14 protein-coding genes and 1 tRNA gene are annotated in these 14,205 nt (G+C 61.7%); 4 read left to right on the forward strand and 11 right to left on the reverse strand.

Annotation, left to right across the window (positions count from 1 at the left end; translation table 11 throughout):
- Positions 1 to 18: 18 nt before the first annotated feature.
- Together BTO02_RS00330 and BTO02_RS00335 are read right to left on the reverse strand one after the other, a co-directional pair.
- Positions 19 to 1,896, reverse strand: coding sequence for a solute symporter family protein (locus tag BTO02_RS00330; RefSeq protein WP_075155322.1), 1,878 nt, complete (start codon positions 1,894 to 1,896; stop codon positions 19 to 21).
- A complete protein-coding gene (locus BTO02_RS00335) occupies positions 1,886 to 2,230 on the reverse strand; it encodes a DUF485 domain-containing protein (RefSeq protein WP_075155323.1) in 345 nt (114 codons plus the stop codon). The genes BTO02_RS00330 and BTO02_RS00335 overlap by 11 nt, the downstream gene beginning before the upstream one ends.
- A 163-nt stretch (positions 2,231 to 2,393) precedes the next feature.
- Here BTO02_RS00335 and BTO02_RS00340 point away from each other — a divergent pair, with 163 nt between their 5' ends.
- Together BTO02_RS00340 and BTO02_RS00345 are read left to right on the forward strand one after the other, a co-directional pair.
- Positions 2,394 to 3,290 carry a LysR family transcriptional regulator gene (locus BTO02_RS00340; RefSeq protein WP_075155324.1) on the forward strand — a complete coding sequence of 299 codons (897 nt, stop codon included), beginning with the start codon at positions 2,394 to 2,396 and terminating at the stop codon, positions 3,288 to 3,290.
- A 231-nt stretch (positions 3,291 to 3,521) separates the two neighbouring features.
- A complete protein-coding gene (locus tag BTO02_RS00345; protein WP_075155325.1) occupies positions 3,522 to 5,615 on the forward strand; it encodes a UvrD-helicase domain-containing protein in 2,094 nt (697 codons plus the stop codon).
- 163 nt (positions 5,616 to 5,778) lie between these two features.
- On the opposite strand, the gene BTO02_RS00350 is transcribed toward BTO02_RS00345, so the two are convergent.
- On the reverse strand, positions 5,779 to 6,720 hold the full coding sequence (locus tag BTO02_RS00350; RefSeq protein ID WP_075155326.1) for a c-type cytochrome: 942 nt from the start codon (positions 6,718 to 6,720) through the stop codon (positions 5,779 to 5,781).
- Positions 6,721 to 7,079: 359 nt separating this feature from the next.
- Between BTO02_RS00350 and BTO02_RS00355 the strand changes: the two genes are divergently transcribed.
- Positions 7,080 to 7,155: transfer RNA gene (locus BTO02_RS00355), tRNA-Arg, on the forward strand.
- Positions 7,156 to 7,492: 337 nt separating this feature from the next.
- Here the strand turns inward: BTO02_RS00355 and BTO02_RS35595 are convergent.
- Positions 7,493 to 7,840 (reverse strand): SymE family type I addiction module toxin, encoded by a 348-nt coding sequence (locus BTO02_RS35595; RefSeq protein ID WP_083614936.1) that lies wholly within the window; start codon positions 7,838 to 7,840, stop codon positions 7,493 to 7,495.
- 150 nt (positions 7,841 to 7,990) lie between these two features.
- Complete coding sequence (locus BTO02_RS00365) at positions 7,991 to 8,488, reverse strand: hypothetical protein (RefSeq protein WP_075155327.1); 498 nt, start codon at positions 8,486 to 8,488, stop codon at positions 7,991 to 7,993.
- 16 nt (positions 8,489 to 8,504) lie between these two features.
- Between BTO02_RS00365 and BTO02_RS00370 the strand changes: the two genes are divergently transcribed.
- On the forward strand, positions 8,505 to 8,960 hold the full coding sequence (locus tag BTO02_RS00370; RefSeq protein ID WP_156883723.1) for a glycosyltransferase: 456 nt from the start codon (positions 8,505 to 8,507) through the stop codon (positions 8,958 to 8,960).
- A 45-nt stretch (positions 8,961 to 9,005) separates the two neighbouring features.
- Here the strand turns inward: BTO02_RS00370 and BTO02_RS00375 are convergent, their stop codons facing one another.
- From BTO02_RS00375 to BTO02_RS00400, 6 genes are all read right to left on the reverse strand, one after another.
- Positions 9,006 to 9,695 (reverse strand): glycosyltransferase, encoded by a 690-nt coding sequence (locus BTO02_RS00375; RefSeq protein ID WP_075155329.1) that lies wholly within the window; start codon positions 9,693 to 9,695, stop codon positions 9,006 to 9,008.
- A gap of 406 nt (positions 9,696 to 10,101) precedes the next feature.
- Complete coding sequence (locus tag BTO02_RS00380) at positions 10,102 to 10,491, reverse strand: DUF3592 domain-containing protein (protein ID WP_075155330.1); 390 nt, start codon at positions 10,489 to 10,491, stop codon at positions 10,102 to 10,104.
- The gene (locus tag BTO02_RS00385; protein WP_156883724.1) at positions 10,488 to 10,751 is read right to left on the reverse strand and encodes a type VI secretion system tube protein Hcp; all 264 of its coding nucleotides are present in this window, start codon (positions 10,749 to 10,751) and stop codon (positions 10,488 to 10,490) included. Before BTO02_RS00385 ends, BTO02_RS00380 begins: the two co-directional genes overlap by 4 nt.
- A gap of 205 nt (positions 10,752 to 10,956) precedes the next feature.
- The gene (locus BTO02_RS00390) at positions 10,957 to 12,231 is read right to left on the reverse strand and encodes an MFS transporter (RefSeq protein ID WP_075158486.1); all 1,275 of its coding nucleotides are present in this window, start codon (positions 12,229 to 12,231) and stop codon (positions 10,957 to 10,959) included.
- A 216-nt stretch (positions 12,232 to 12,447) separates the two neighbouring features.
- Entirely contained in the window at positions 12,448 to 13,182 is a 735-nt protein-coding gene (locus BTO02_RS00395) for a ribonuclease activity regulator RraA (protein WP_075155332.1), read from the reverse strand.
- Positions 13,183 to 13,219: 37 nt separating this feature from the next.
- The gene (locus tag BTO02_RS00400; protein WP_075155333.1) at positions 13,220 to 14,005 is read right to left on the reverse strand and encodes an SDR family oxidoreductase; all 786 of its coding nucleotides are present in this window, start codon (positions 14,003 to 14,005) and stop codon (positions 13,220 to 13,222) included.
- Positions 14,006 to 14,205 lie beyond the last annotated feature (200 nt).

Raw genomic sequence — 14,205 nt, forward strand, 5'->3', positions numbered from 1 at the left:
GAACTCGAAGGGTGAATGTCAGTGATCGACGGCGGTCATCGCGCCGTAGCCCGTCTCGCGACGCACGACGAGTTCGGCCCAGCGCTTGCGCGCCGAGGCGTCCCGCGTGAACAGCGAAACCATGAAAACCAGCAGGAATCCGATCGGAATCGAAATAATTCCGGGATTGCGCAAAGCGATAAGCGGCGCTTTGAGCCCGACGATGCTCGTCGCGTCGGGCGCGATCGCATCGGCGGCCGATTGCGCGGCGGCGCGGGTGCTCAGCAACTGCTGTTGCTTTGCGGTATCGACTAGCGGCGCGCCGGCGGCCAGTTGCCGGTCGATATCGGCGACCTGATGCAGCGCCTGCGCGCGGACCATCGCCGGATACGTCATGTTCGGCGAGACGAGCACGAGGCCAATCGCCACGAGCGTTCCGCCGACGATGCCGACCAGCACGCCTTGCGTCGTCGTGCGCTTCCAGTAAAGCGTGAGCACAAGCGCCGGAAGATTCGCCGACGCCGCGACCGCATAGCCGAGGCCGACGAGCTGTGCGACGTTCTGTCCACGCTCGAGAATGCTGACCGCGATCGCCACCGCACCGACCACGAGCGTCGCGATACGCGCGGCCGTGACCTGCTGCCTGTCCGTCGCGCGTCCGCTCTTCACCGCGCCGACATACACGTCGTGCGCAAGCGACGAAGCAGCGGCCAGCGTGAGGCCCGCGACCACGGCCACGATCGTCGCAAACGCCACTGCGGCAATAAACGCGAGCATCAGGTCGCCGCCCACGCTGCCCCGGCCGCCGGCCAGCGCCTGAGCGAGCAGCGGCGCCGCGAGGTTGCCGCCCTTGTCGAGCGAAGCGATCAGCGGCGCGCCGACGAAATACGCAGCCGCAAAACCGATCACGACGATCGACAGATGACAGACGCCGATGCCGAGCATCGCCCACATCACCGACTGGCGCGCCGCTTTCGCATCCTTCACGGTGAACAGGCGCATCAGGATATGCGGCATCGCGGCGGTACCAAGCACGAGTGCGAGCCCGAGCGACAGCAGTTCGAGCGGCTTGTTCAGATACAGGCCCGGTTCGAGGAAGCGCCAGCCGAGTGCGTCGCCGGTGAGGCCGTGCGCGGCCGACATCGATGCGACGTGAGCCTGTACGAACGGACTGTGCACGACGGCATCCATGAATGCGGGCACATGGAAACCGAACGGCAGCCACGCGAGCACGACGAGCACGAACGACGTGCCGATCAGCAGCACGGCCTTGATGACCTGCACCCAGGTGGTTGCCTTCATGCCGCCGCACGCGACGTACACGAGCATCAATCCGCCGACGCCGCAGACCGACACGTTGTAGTCGATGCCGACGAGCGCGCGCACGATCACCGCGCCGCCGACGATCTGCGGAATCATGTACGCGAGCGCAACGACCACGCTCGACACGGCCGATACCGCTTTGGTCGAACGGAAGCTGTTGCGCGCGACGAGCACGTCGCCGATCGTGTAGCGGCCGAGATTGCGGCACGGTTCGGCGATAAACAGCAGCACCGGGATGAACGCCGCGAAGAAGCCGACCAGATAGATCATGCCGTCGAAGCCGTACAGCGCGATCAGCCCTGACGCGCCGAGGAACGCGGCGGCGGACAGATAATCGCCGGCGATCGCAAGGCCGTTTTTCGCGGGGCCGATGCCACCGCCCGCCGTATAGAAGTCGCCTGCGGTGCGGTTGCTGCGCGAGGCGAACCATGTGATCAATAGCGTCGAGGCGATGACGAGGGCAAACACCGTGTAGGTCAGCAGCGGATGGCTGACGGCGCTACCGCCGGCGCCCGTTCCGGCGGCATGCGCGCAGAGCGTCGTGCCGCCGAAGATCGCCGCCGCCCAGGCGGCGCGCAGCAGACTAGAACGCATGATGTTCCTCCGCGAGGGAAATGCCTGCTTCGGGCTGCTGCCTGGCAAGACCGGCTGCCGTGCGATCGAGCGCAGCCGTGCGGCGCATGAAAACGTAGACAATCAGTCCGCCGAACGGATACTGCGAGACCGCGAACACGGTGCCCACATTGAGGCCCGCGGCCAGCTTGATGCGGAACACGTCCGGGCCCCACGCGATCAGCGCGGGAATCGAAAAGTAGTAGATCGCGGCCAGCACGCCGAGCACGACGATCGTGTTGCGGCGCTGGCGCGCCAGCCGTTTGAAGCGTTCGCTTGCGAGGATCGCTTCCCAGTCCGTGTCGCTTTGGGCCATCGGTGTTCTCCGTCAGGTCGTCAGATGGGCCGCGACGAAGCGCCGGCCACTGATGCGAAGTCTATGAAAGCAACTTGTCAACGCGAACCGGAAAACAATCTATGGCATGTGCAAATTTGCACTGCGAGAATGGCGCCATGAAAACAGAACACCGGCTGCTGCCATGAACATGAATCGTCTGAGCTGGGACGACTTGCGGGTGTTTCTCGCGGTGGCGCGCGCGGGCAATCTTTCGAAAGCGGGGCGTGTGCTCGGCATGGACCACGCAACGGTCGGCCGGCGCATCTCGGCGCTCGAATTCGCACTCGAAACGCCGGTATTCGAACGCGACCGGCAGGGCTACCGGCTCAATGCGCAGGGGCGCGAGATGCTCGCGCATGTCGAAGCGGTCGAGGCGAATGTGCTGACGCTCGGCGATCTGCTGAACGGGGAGCAGCCGGGGTTATCCGGTCATGTGCGCATCGCGACGATGGAGGGCATTGCTTCGCTGTATCTGAGCGAGCAGTTTGTCGAGTTCAAGCGGCGTCAGCCGGGGATCGTCGTGGAGCTCGTGACGTCGGCGACCGATGTACGCATTTCGCACCGCGAGGCGGACCTCTTTCTCGGTTTCTTCGAACCGCGCGGCAATAACCTCAATATCGAGCCGATCGGGCGCTTCACGCTTTATCTGTATGCGCATCCCGATTACCTGGCGTCGTTCGGCACGCCGCACAGCGTCGAGGCGTTGAGGCAGCACCGCTTCGTCGGTTATGTCGACGATCTGATCCAGCTCGACGCGGTGCGCTGGCTCGAAGATGCGATCGACAATCCGCCGATCGCGTTTCACTCCACGAGCATGATCGCGCAGATGTTTGCGGCCGCGGCCGGTGCGGGCATCGTCATGCTGCCGACGTTCGCGCGCGCGGAGCGCTTCGGGCTTGTGCGGATTCTGGCGGAGCAGGTGCAGGTGAAACGCGATGTGTGGATGAGCGCGCATCAGTATTTGCGGCGCGTGCCGCGGATTACGGCGGTCGCGGCGTTTCTTGCCGAGGTGATGAAGCGCGATTATCCGTCGGTGTGAGGGATGGGGCGCTGCGGCGTGATGGGTTGTTGATGATCGACGTCTTGCCACCGTTGCGCCCCGGTCATCCGTGTTAACATCGCGGGTCCTTGCAAGCGGCAGCGCGAGTCGAACCCATCCGCGCCGACGGTTCGCGCTTTTCGCGCGCGGTTATCGCCGCCGCTCGCAGCAGCCACGTATCACGGGCCGGGCCTTTGCGCCGCGCGCCCTTCATTGCCAAACCCACTGACGATGTCCGCAGGCCTTAACTCCGCGCAAAGCGAAGCGGTGCGCTATCTCGACGGTCCCTGTCTCGTGCTCGCCGGCGCGGGCAGCGGCAAGACGCGCGTCATCACGCAGAAAATCGCGCACCTGATCGAAGCGAAGGGCTTCGAGCCGCGCCATATCGCGGCCGTCACCTTCACGAACAAGGCCGCCGCCGAAATGCGCGAGCGCGTCGGCAAGCTGCTCGAAGGCAAGACGCTGACCACGCCCGGCAAGGAAGGCCGCAAGGTACCCGTCAATCAGTTGACCGTCTGCACGTTCCACTCGCTCGGCGTGCAGATTCTGCGTCAGGAAGCCGAGCATGTCGGCCTCAAGCCGCAGTTCTCGATCATGGATGCGGACGACTGCTTCGCGATGATCCAGGAGCAGGTCGGCTCGACCGACAAGGGCTTTATCCGCAAAATCCAGTCGATCATTTCACTGTGGAAAAACGGGCTGATCATGCCCGATCAGGCGATGGCGATCGCCGCGAACGAAGACGAGCATCAGGCCGCGATCGTCTACCGCAATTACGTCGCCACGCTGCATGCGTATCAGGCCGTCGACTTCGACGATCTGATCCGCCTGCCCGCCGAGCTCTTCGCGCAGAACGAACCGGTGCGCGACCGCTGGCAGAACAAGCTGCGTTATCTGCTGATCGACGAGTATCAGGACACCAACGCGTGCCAGTACGAATTGCTGAAGCTGCTGGCCGGCCCGCGCGCCGCGTTCACCGCGGTCGGCGACGACGATCAGGCGATCTACGGCTGGCGCGGCGCGACGCTCGAAAATCTCGCGCAGCTCGGCAAGGATTTCCCGAAGCTGCATGTGATCAAGCTCGAGCAGAACTACCGTTCGACGGTGCGCATTCTGACCGCCGCGAACAACGTGATCGCGAACAATCCGAAACTGTTCGAAAAGAAGCTGTGGTCCGAGCACGGCATGGGCGATTCGATCACCGTCACGCCGTGCAACGACGAGGAGCACGAGGCCGAGTCCGTCGTGTTCCGGCTGTCCGCGCACAAGTTCGAGCGGCGCGCGCAGTTTCGCGATTACGCGATTCTGTATCGCGGCAATTTTCAGGCGCGCATTTTCGAGCAGGTGTTGCGGCGCGAGCGGATTCCGTATGTGCTGTCGGGTGGGCAATCGTTTTTCGATCGCGCGGAGATCAAGGATATTTGCGCGTACTTGCGGCTGATCGCGAATGCCGACGACGATCCGGCCTTTATCCGCGCGATCACCACGCCGCGGCGCGGCGTCGGCAATACCACGCTCGAGGCGCTCGGCTCGTTCGCGGGACAGGCGAAGGTGTCGCTGTTCGAGGCCGTGTATATGGGCGGCATCGAAGCGCGGTTGTCGGCGCGGCAAGTCGAGCCGCTGCGCATGTTCTGCGATTTCATCCAGCGGCTCACCGAGCGCGCCGATAAGGATCCGGCCACCACGGTGCTCGACGATCTGATGGAGGCGATCCATTACGAGGCTTATCTGTACGATGCGTTCGACGAACGGCAGGCGCAGACGAAATGGCAGAACGTGCTCGAGTTTCTCGAGTGGTTAAAGCGCAAGGGCACGAAGCCCGAGCCTGAAGTGACCGAAGACGGCGACGCCACCGGCTTCGATAACGCCGACGGCCTCGCGGACACCGGTAAAAACCTGCTCGGCCTGATTCAGACGGTCGCGCTGATGTCGATGCTCGAAGGCAAGGAAGAAGACCCGGACGCGGTGCGGTTGTCCACCGTGCATGCGTCGAAGGGGCTCGAGTATCCGCACGTGTTTCTCGTTGGTGTCGAGGAAGGGATCATGCCGCACCGCGGCGGCAGCGACGACGATACCCCGGTTGACGATGCGCGCATCGAGGAAGAACGCCGGCTGATGTACGTCGCGATTACGCGCGCGCAACGCAGTTTGCATCTGAACTGGTGCAAGAAGCGCAAGCGCGCGCGAGAGACCATTGTGTGCGAGCCGTCGCGCTTTATTCCGGAGATGGGGCTCGACGAAGCGCCGCCGCCCACCGAAGACGAAGCGCCGATGACGCCGAAGGACCGGTTGGCGAGTTTGAAGGCGTTGTTGCAGAAGGGGTGAGTCGGACGATTTGCTTTGCTTGCTCAATGAAAAATCCCTGCGAAAGAGGCGTTGATTGCCTTTTGTTCGCAGGGATTTTTTTTGTCCCGGTTTGGTGACGCTGGACCGGGGCGCCCGAGGCCGGTTCCGGACCGCGCGCGTCCGGGTCCGGGTTCGGTGACGCCTATTTGGCCGCGTTGAGCATATAGTCGACGGCCGCTTTGACATCCGCGTCGGACGCGTTCGAACCGCCTTTCGGCGGCATGGCGCCTTTGCCGTGCAATGCGTAGTTGTAGATCGTGTCGATCGGGTCTTTCAGGCGCGGCGCCCATGCGGCTTTATCGCCGAACTTCGGCGCGTTCAGCACGCCGGCCGCGTGACACGCCTGGCAAACTTGCTGGTACAGCGCCTTGCCGGCCTGGGCCGAATCCGCGGCGGTTTGCTGACCGCCGCCCGCGGCCGTTTGCGGCACGTTGGCGAGGGCCGCGACGGCGGCGGCCGCTTGTGCGGCGCCCGGTTCGGAGGCGGCTGCGCCCTGATCGGCAGCGGCGACGGCGCCGGAGGCACCGGCCGCACCGGCGGGCGCGGCAGCGGACGACGCGCCCGCTGCGGGCGCGCCGGGCACGGGCTTGGGCGGGTCTTCGAAATGGGCGCCGGCGTTGTTGGCCATGTAGGCGACGGCGCGGCCGATTTCGTAGTCGCTGTAGTCGTCGGGGCTGGTGCCGCCGCGCGGGGGCATGGCGCCTTTGCCGGTCAGCGCGGTGTGCCAGAGCGTGTCGAAGCCTTGGGCGATACGCGGGGCCCAGTCGGCGGTATTGGTGAATTTGGGGGCGCCGGCGGCGCCGGTCGCGTGACAGGCCGAGCAGACGGCCTTGTAGACCTCTTCGCCGGTCTTGTAGGTGCGCGGCGCGTTCGCGTCGCGGATCTCGACTTGCGCGATGGGGGCGATGCGCTTGGCCACTTCCGCGTCGGACAGGCCGTCGGTACCGGCGCCGGTGCGGGTCGAACTGTCGACGTAATGAGCGAGCAGAACGATGACGATAATGGGGATGGCAAAGCTGGCGATGACTGCGGCAATCAGCTGCCCGGGGGTTTTGATCGGGGCTCCGTGTGGTGCTTCGCTCATGCTTGTCTCGTCTCCCGTGAATTGTGAGCGGTACAGCGCGACGGCAACGACTGTTATTGTTGATCAGGCCACGGTCGATTATAAGCGGAAGGTTTCGGCGCGGGCGAGCGTGCGGCGGGGGTGTTCAGCAGGCGTTTACCCGCAGTTTTGGGTTGTTTGTTGCGCGATTTGGGGTGGGTTTGGGGGGAGTTCGATGCAGGGCGGATAGGCGCCGCGCGGCTGACGCGGTGGACGGGTCAGGGGAAACAAGGTATGCTTTCGGACTTGCCTGGCGCTGGTTTTGTTTGGTTTTTCTCGTTTGTTCCGGTTTTTTCCGGGTCTTTCGGTTCTCAGCGCCTGCGCAGCATCCCTCCCGATACGCGCCCGTAGCTCAATGGATAGAGTACTGCCCTCCGAAGGCAGGGGTTGCTGGTTCGATCCCAGCCGGGCGCGCCAAAATTCGAAGTGGTACGTAAATCCAGGCCCTAAGGCAAATGCCGAGGCTTTTTTCATTTCCAGCGTCGTCCGAAACACCGCCTTATGCTCCATGTAGCGGAAAAGCGGCAGACTTGCGATTAGTCCAGACGCAACAAGAGCACAAAACGTCCGGAACGATGGTGGAATATGAAAAAAGGGCAACTACTTCAAGCCGAGATTCGTAGCGTGAGGTAACCCAGACCGTTGCTCGGCAGTCGTTCGAATGTGCCCCGCTTCGTGGAAAATGCCAAAGTGACGGTCAACGTAGCATCACTGCGGACCGGAGAGCCTACCTCCCCGGCCCTAACACTCTAAATCAAGCAGGCGTTATAACAAGCCTCCCCTTCTCCACTTCCACCCGAACCTTCCCAGAAATATCAAACCCCGCCTCATTCAGCCAGCGCCCCGAAAGACGAATCCAGGGCACAGGCGGATAGTCCTCGTAGCTGCTCTTCCAGGACGGCCAATGCTTAGGCCGATTAAACGGCTGGCGTAGTCTAGACACGGTCAAGTAGCGAACCGAAGTTCCGTTCTCTGTTTTATGATTGCGTTCAGCCATGGTCAACTCTCCTGTGAGTTGGTTGTGGTTAGCGGGTCGTTTGGGTTGCCGCCCATTCGGCCCGCGCTTCTTCTCCTTCCTCTCCTCTCTTATCGCGAAGTTCATCCCTTGCCGGGACTACGTTCTAATTGATTAGCGATCCAATCAATTTTCCCCGATAGTTTTGGATAATGCAAACCAGCTACCGAAGATGGGAAGGATCCGAATGTTCTGCTCAAGACATTTGAATAACTAAGACAACATCTCTCCAAATCTTCATTCGTTTGCCTTAGCGATTAGCGCCGCGCCACACACTGTCGAATATCGGCAATCTAGGCCGGTCCCCTGTTTGCCGACGCAACACTCGACCGCTGCTGCACGCAAGTCGGCGAAGACCGCCTCGCAGCGCTTCAGGCAAACAACAAGCCCGCCAAGGAACCGCGTGCGGATTGCGTGATCCTCGCCACCAAGGTTTATCGTATCGGCGGCCACACCGCCGTGATCGAAGACCTGCTCAAGACCAAACGCTTCGGACCGCGCACCGTCCTCATGCTCACCGACGCGCTGAACACGGCTGATCTCTCCGTTATCGGCGAACGCTTCGGCAAGGCCGTGATAAGCGAGGTCGCACCGAAAGGCGGTCTGGCCGGCAAGCTCGACTGGACGTTGAACCGCTTGCGCGCGCTTCGTCCGCGCAAGCTGATCCTGATGAATCACCACAACGATCCGGTGGCGATCGCAGCGGCTCAGAAATGCGCTGATCTCGCTCGGCATCCCGCCGCAACGTTTCGTGCATATACCGTGGGTGCGCAGCGTATGGAAGGCGTTTCAGTCGCTAGGGATCGACGTCGTGATCGCGTCCTTCCCGCAAGGCGGGGGCAAGGCACTGATCGAGGCGATGGGTTCCGCTACGCCGGTGATTGGTCACCCGTGCTATCGCTCGTCGTTCCTCGGTGGAGTGGATCTGTACTATCCGGGCGCATTCCACTGGATTCGCATCGAAGAACTGTTAGAACACCTGCGCGGCTTGACACCCGCCCAGCTTCAACGCGAATCAGACGATGCGAGACGGCATTTCGAACAGTTTCATACGGTTGAGGCGCTTTCGCGGGCAATCGATGGCGGGCCGGATGCGCCGGTGGTTCCGGCGCCGCGCGCACATCAATACGATCCGCTGCAATCGTTTCTCGATGACATTGCTAACGCGCAGCGCGATTACACAATCCACATGCATCTGATCAAGTGAATCCTGTATTCGAGGCGGCGTGCAATGCCGCCTCGTTCCCGGTCGCTACTCCTCATACTTCCGCAAATACCGCTCATACCCTTCACGCCAACTCGGCGTCCCAAACGCCCCACCGCTTTCATGCACAACCGAAAGCGGCCAGGTCCCCATCCTCAGCCCTTTCAATTCCGCCTGACGGCAGAAGTCCATGTCATAGAAGTGGAACTTGAATTGATCGTCAAAGCGCAGCCCGGTTTGAACCAGCTTCGCGCTATCGGCAACCAGCATGAGCCCATCGAGCAGCTTGCACTCCTGCCCCGCAGGCCCGAACGAAGACACGTTCTCGCAAGGAAACCCCTTGCCATGCCCAACCGTCCCGCTCAGAAACTGGCGCTCGTCCCATTTGAAGTCAGCCGTCACAAACGCCCAAGCCGGCTGTCGCGGCACGCGGCGCGTGTTGCCCGCAAGCCCCACCACATCGAAGCGCCCCAGCGCTTCATGAATCCGCTCGAGCCAGAAGAAGTCCTGCAACCAGATGTCATCGTGAATAAACACCAGAATGGCCGGTTGCTGCTCGGCGTACCGAATCGCTTCGTTATAGATCGTGGATAGCCCGCGACTGTTGCTGTCGAACAGATGCAACTGCGCTTGCTGCGCATTATGGTTGTAGAGCTTCAGCGAGCGTCCCAGCGCAGTCTCGGTCGAGAACTGCTGCCGGGTGCTGCGCGTGCCACAGACTAATCGGATCGGCTTCATGGGTCACAAAGGATGGGCGACCGGGTCGGACGTCCGCGCAACGTCGCTGTGAAGCGCCAGCTGCAAACCCATCGCAGGTCGACCCGATGTGGCAAAAGCACGACCGCGCGTCGTCTCCCGGACGCGCTGGACGTGCTGACTTAGGGAAGCAGTCTATCGATCCCTGGCGCAACCGATTCGATGAGTAAGCGCCGGATTCCCTTGCTTTTCGCCCGAATTGAAACTGCAGCGCGCCTTTCTTCGCTAACCGTGGGCATAGGGCCCGCGGTATTTGAGTTGATGTATTCATGAGAATGCCCAGACGCATCATCAATCGCCGCCATACCGCCTTCTGAACTGAAAGTACCGTAGCCAATCGCCGCGCCAGCACTCGTGTTGAATTGCCATTTACTCCGTCTCAGAACCTTCAATGATTCCTCCAGTTCTCGAAGGACTCGCCGCGTAACCCGGTAACGACGAAAGCGGCCGCGAGAAAGGAGACGAAAAGAGGCCATTTCCACAAATCGACAGTGCTGTCGATCATGGCCGTGGCGCCGGGGTCAGTTGGACGATATCGAATCAGAATTGTCTGACCAGCTTCGAAGGACCGCGTTGTCCCGGTTGGCCGCTCATAACGCCGCCCATCGTTCGCGGTAAAAGCTATCTGAGGGTGATGTCCCCCGGCATTCAAGCGAAGTACCGTGCCAGCGGTCGTGACCGATGACAGTTGAAAATCAATGGCCAAATAAATGGAGATCGCTGCCGCGACGGATGCGCACACCCCTATCGCCAGCGCGAAATGGTTTGTGCGTTTCATCGCTCGGCATTCTCGTTGATGTCGAAGCTGGCGGCGATGGTCCCCGCATTTCCCCCGCGTGGATTTTGCAACGTGTATTCCTGCTGCACACGCGAGAAGGATAGTCCGACGTGTTCGCAATAGCTCGCGCCAACGATGATCGGCTCGACAGACGTAATAATCACATTCCTCACTGTGATTTTCAGAAAATCGACCGGCACACCGCCTGCCTTTCGCATGGAGAGCACGACCTTAGGAACTTTGACAAATATGTCCGACACGTCGCCCTCCCAAAACTTGGTGAGGGGCTTTTATCATCGTCCAAAACCTGGATTGTCGTAATTTGCAAAGGCTCGAATTTCGATCGCTTCGACGTGGCTCCAGCGATTACGCATTCAACCGCTATTTCAACGGACGGGACAGCGCGCAGCTCTAGCGATACGACGACGAGGCGCACCGCATCGCCATCAACGCCGAAGCGAGCAATCAATCCCGATCGATCAACGAAGTCTTCTTCGTCTCCGGCATCAACAGATAGGTAATCAACGAAGCGCAGATACAAGCCGACACGTACCAGAAGAACCAGTTCTCGTGTCCTTCCTTGCGCGTCCACAGCGCGATGTACTCCACCGTTCCGCTAAACACGGAGACGCTGATCGCATACGGCACCGCCAGCCCGAACGTGCGCACTTCAACCGGAAACAGTTCCGCCTTGGTAATCGTGCTCACCGACGAATACATCGCCACCGCAGCCAGCGCAGCCATCACCGCCACGAACGCGACGTAAGGACTTTGTGTGCCCTTGAGAAATGTGAACAGCGGCACCGTCCCGAACGTCCCGAGAATGCCGAACGTGAGCAGCAACGGCTTGCGCCCAATCCGATCCGACAACGCGCCATAAACCGGCTGCAACACGGTAAAGCCAACCAGCGACAACACCGAAATCAGGCTCGCCGTGCTCTTGGCCATTCCCGCACTATTCACGAGAAACTTCTGCATATAAGCCGCAAACGCGTAGTTCCCCACCGACCCGCCAAGCGTCAGCCCAAACACCATCCAGCACGCCTTCTTATGCCGCAGCGCCTCGCGAATCGCGCTGACCTTCTTCGCCTTTTTAGCGTGCTTCCGAAACGATTCCGTTTCCTGCATATTCCGCCGCAACAGAATGCCGACCACGGAAATCAATGCGCCAATCAGAAACGGAATTCGCCATCCCCAGCTCTGCAGTTGCTCCGCCGTCAAAAACAACTGCTGCAACAGCACGAGCGTGGCCATCGCAAGCAGTTGCCCGAGCGAAATGGTCGTATAGAGGAAACTCGAATAGAAACCGCGGCTGCCTTTCGGCGCAGTCTCACTCAGATACGCGGCCGCGCTGCCGCCCTCGCCGCCAATGCTCAAGCCCTGCAGAATCCGCGCGAGCAGCAGAATAAGCGGCGCGGCAATCCCGATCGTCTGATACCCTGGTGTAAGCGCGATCATCAGCGAACCGAAGCACATCATCGAAACCGATAGCAGCAGCGCCGCACGTCGGCCGTGCTTGTCGGCGTAAATCCCCAGCACCCAGCCGCCGATCGGCCGCACCAGAAACCCGATCGCAAAAACCGCGGCGGTCCTTAACAGCGAGACCGTCGCATCGCCGGACGGAAAGAACGCTTTAGAAAAATAAATCTCGAGCCCGACATAAACGAACCAGTCGTAATACTCGATCAGGTTCCCTATCGATCCGCTGAAAATGCCCCACAGCCGCGAGCTCGTTTTCATATCGGCGGCGGCTGCATAGCGCCGGTCTTCCGCGCGCAGACGAGCGAAGTCGTCCGCGCTCTCGCGTACGTCCTGAGTCATGTGTGTCCCCTCCGCGCATTGCTTCGTTTTTGGTTTTTGCAATGCGCTCAGATGTATTCCGATACCGCCAGCGTGACGACAGGCGTCACGACTGGCGCTACAACGACAACCAGCAACAGGCCAGGCAATCGATACTTAGCCTTTCGAGCCGCCGCTCTTCTTCGCCCACTCGGCATAGCGCGCCTTGTTGGCCTCGTTCGGCGGATACAGGCCCGGCAGCGACGCACCGTTAGCCACTTCATTCATGATCCAGCCCTCGAGCTGCTCCTGTTCGACCGATGCCGCCACCACCTCGTTCACCATCGCAGCGGGAACCACCACCGCGCCGTCCTGATCGATCACGATCACGTCGTTCGGGAATACCGCCACGCCGCCGCACGCAATCGGCTCCTGCCAGCCGACGAACGTCAGGCTCGCCACCGATGGCGGCGCCGCAGTCCCCTGGCACCACACGGGCAGCTGGCTCTGCAACACGCCTTCCACGTCGCGCACCACGCCGTCCGTCACCAGCCCCGCCACGCCGCGCTTGTGCATGCGCGAGCACAGGATGTCGCCGAAAATACCTGCATCGGTCACGCCCATCGCATCGACCACCGCGATGCAGCCCTCGGGCATCGCTTCGATCGCGGCACGCGTCGAAATCGGCGAACCCCACGAGGCCGGCGTCGCAAGGTCCTCGCGAGCCGGCACGAAGCGCAGCGTGAAGGCGCGTCCAACGAGTCGCGGCTGGCCCGGTGCGATCGGCCGCGTGCCGCGCAGCCACACATTGCGCAGCCCGTGCTTGAGCAGCACCGTCGTCAGCGTGGCAGTCGACACGCCCGCGAGCGCGGAGATCACGCCTGCATCGAGAGGCTTGAATTCGGTAGTCATAGGTCGAGGTTCGAGAAGGGTTGCTTGAAGAAGGAAATCAGACGCTCGCGATCAGTCCGCCGTCGATGCGGATCGTCGAGCCGGTGATATACGACGCGCGCGGACTCGCGAGAAACGTCACCATGTCGCCGTATTCGCGCGGCTCGCCATAGCGGCCCACCGGAATCGATGCGGTGCTTTCGGCCGACACGTCTTCAACCGGCCGGCCTTCGCGCTTCGCTTTCGCTTCGTCGAGGAAGCGGATGCGATCGGTTGCAATGCGTCCCGGCAATACGATGTTGCAGGTCACGCCGTCGCGGCCGACCTCTTTCGCCAGCGTCTTCGACCAGCCGACCAGCGACAGCCGCAGCGCATTCGAAAGACCGAGATTCGGAATCGGCGCGACCACGCCCGACGACGTGCTCGTGATAATCCGGCCGAATTTGCGGCTCTTCATGCCCGGCAGCACGCGGTCCGTAATCGCGACCACGGACAGCACCATGCTGTCGAAGTGCTTGCGCCACAGCGCCGGATCCTGCCCGCTCGCCGGTGTCGGCGGCGGCCCGCCCGTGTTGTTCACGAGGATATCGACAGGGCCGAGTTCGCTTTCGATCTTGCTCACATGCCCATCGATGCTCGCGAGATCGGCGAGGTCCCATTGCACGGACAGCGCGCGGCCGCCAGCATCGTCGATCGCGTGCGTGGTCTTTTCCGCAGCGGCCAGATCGACATCGGCCACCGCGACGCGCACACCCTCAGCGGCAAGCGCACGCGCAATCGCGCCGCCCAAACCGCCGCCGGCGCCGAGTACGAGCGCCACCTTGCCATTCAGTTGCAAATCCACCGAGATCCTCACTTAGGCAGTCGACCGGACGACTGCACGGACCTCGTCTCCTTGAGGCTCGCGTCGCGATCGAAGTTGAAAGCCAGTATAGGAACGAGGGAATTTGCGTGTAAAACGGAAATTTACGGGGCTTAGCCTAAGAAAATTAGATAGCTCGTGATGTCGGTCGCGCGAATCGGCGCGCTGCTGCGCGGTCCGCA

Source organism: Paraburkholderia sp. SOS3 (assembly GCF_001922345.1).
Classification (GTDB): Bacteria; Pseudomonadota; Gammaproteobacteria; order Burkholderiales; family Burkholderiaceae; genus Paraburkholderia.

Excerpts from the sequence above, each read along its gene's own strand:
- BTO02_RS00330 (WP_075155322.1), bottom strand. The coding sequence starts at position 1,896 with ATGCGTTCTAGTCTGCTGCGCGCCGCCTGGGCGGCGGCGATCTTCGGC.
- BTO02_RS00335 (WP_075155323.1), bottom strand. The coding sequence starts at position 2,230 with ATGGCCCAAAGCGACACGGACTGGGAAGCGATCCTCGCAAGCGAACGC.
- BTO02_RS00340 (WP_075155324.1), top strand. The coding sequence starts at position 2,394 with ATGAACATGAATCGTCTGAGCTGGGACGACTTGCGGGTGTTTCTCGCG.
- BTO02_RS00345 (WP_075155325.1), top strand. The coding sequence starts at position 3,522 with ATGTCCGCAGGCCTTAACTCCGCGCAAAGCGAAGCGGTGCGCTATCTC.
- BTO02_RS00350 (WP_075155326.1), bottom strand. The coding sequence starts at position 6,720 with ATGAGCGAAGCACCACACGGAGCCCCGATCAAAACCCCCGGGCAGCTG.
- BTO02_RS35595 (WP_083614936.1), bottom strand. The coding sequence starts at position 7,840 with ATGAACTTCGCGATAAGAGAGGAGAGGAAGGAGAAGAAGCGCGGGCCG.
- BTO02_RS00365 (WP_075155327.1), bottom strand. The coding sequence starts at position 8,488 with ATGCCGAGCGAGATCAGCGCATTTCTGAGCCGCTGCGATCGCCACCGG.
- BTO02_RS00375 (WP_075155329.1), bottom strand. The coding sequence starts at position 9,695 with ATGAAGCCGATCCGATTAGTCTGTGGCACGCGCAGCACCCGGCAGCAG.
- BTO02_RS00380 (WP_075155330.1), bottom strand. The coding sequence starts at position 10,491 with ATGAAACGCACAAACCATTTCGCGCTGGCGATAGGGGTGTGCGCATCC.
- BTO02_RS00390 (WP_075158486.1), bottom strand. The coding sequence starts at position 12,231 with ATGAAAACGAGCTCGCGGCTGTGGGGCATTTTCAGCGGATCGATAGGG.
- BTO02_RS00395 (WP_075155332.1), bottom strand. The coding sequence starts at position 13,182 with ATGACTACCGAATTCAAGCCTCTCGATGCAGGCGTGATCTCCGCGCTC.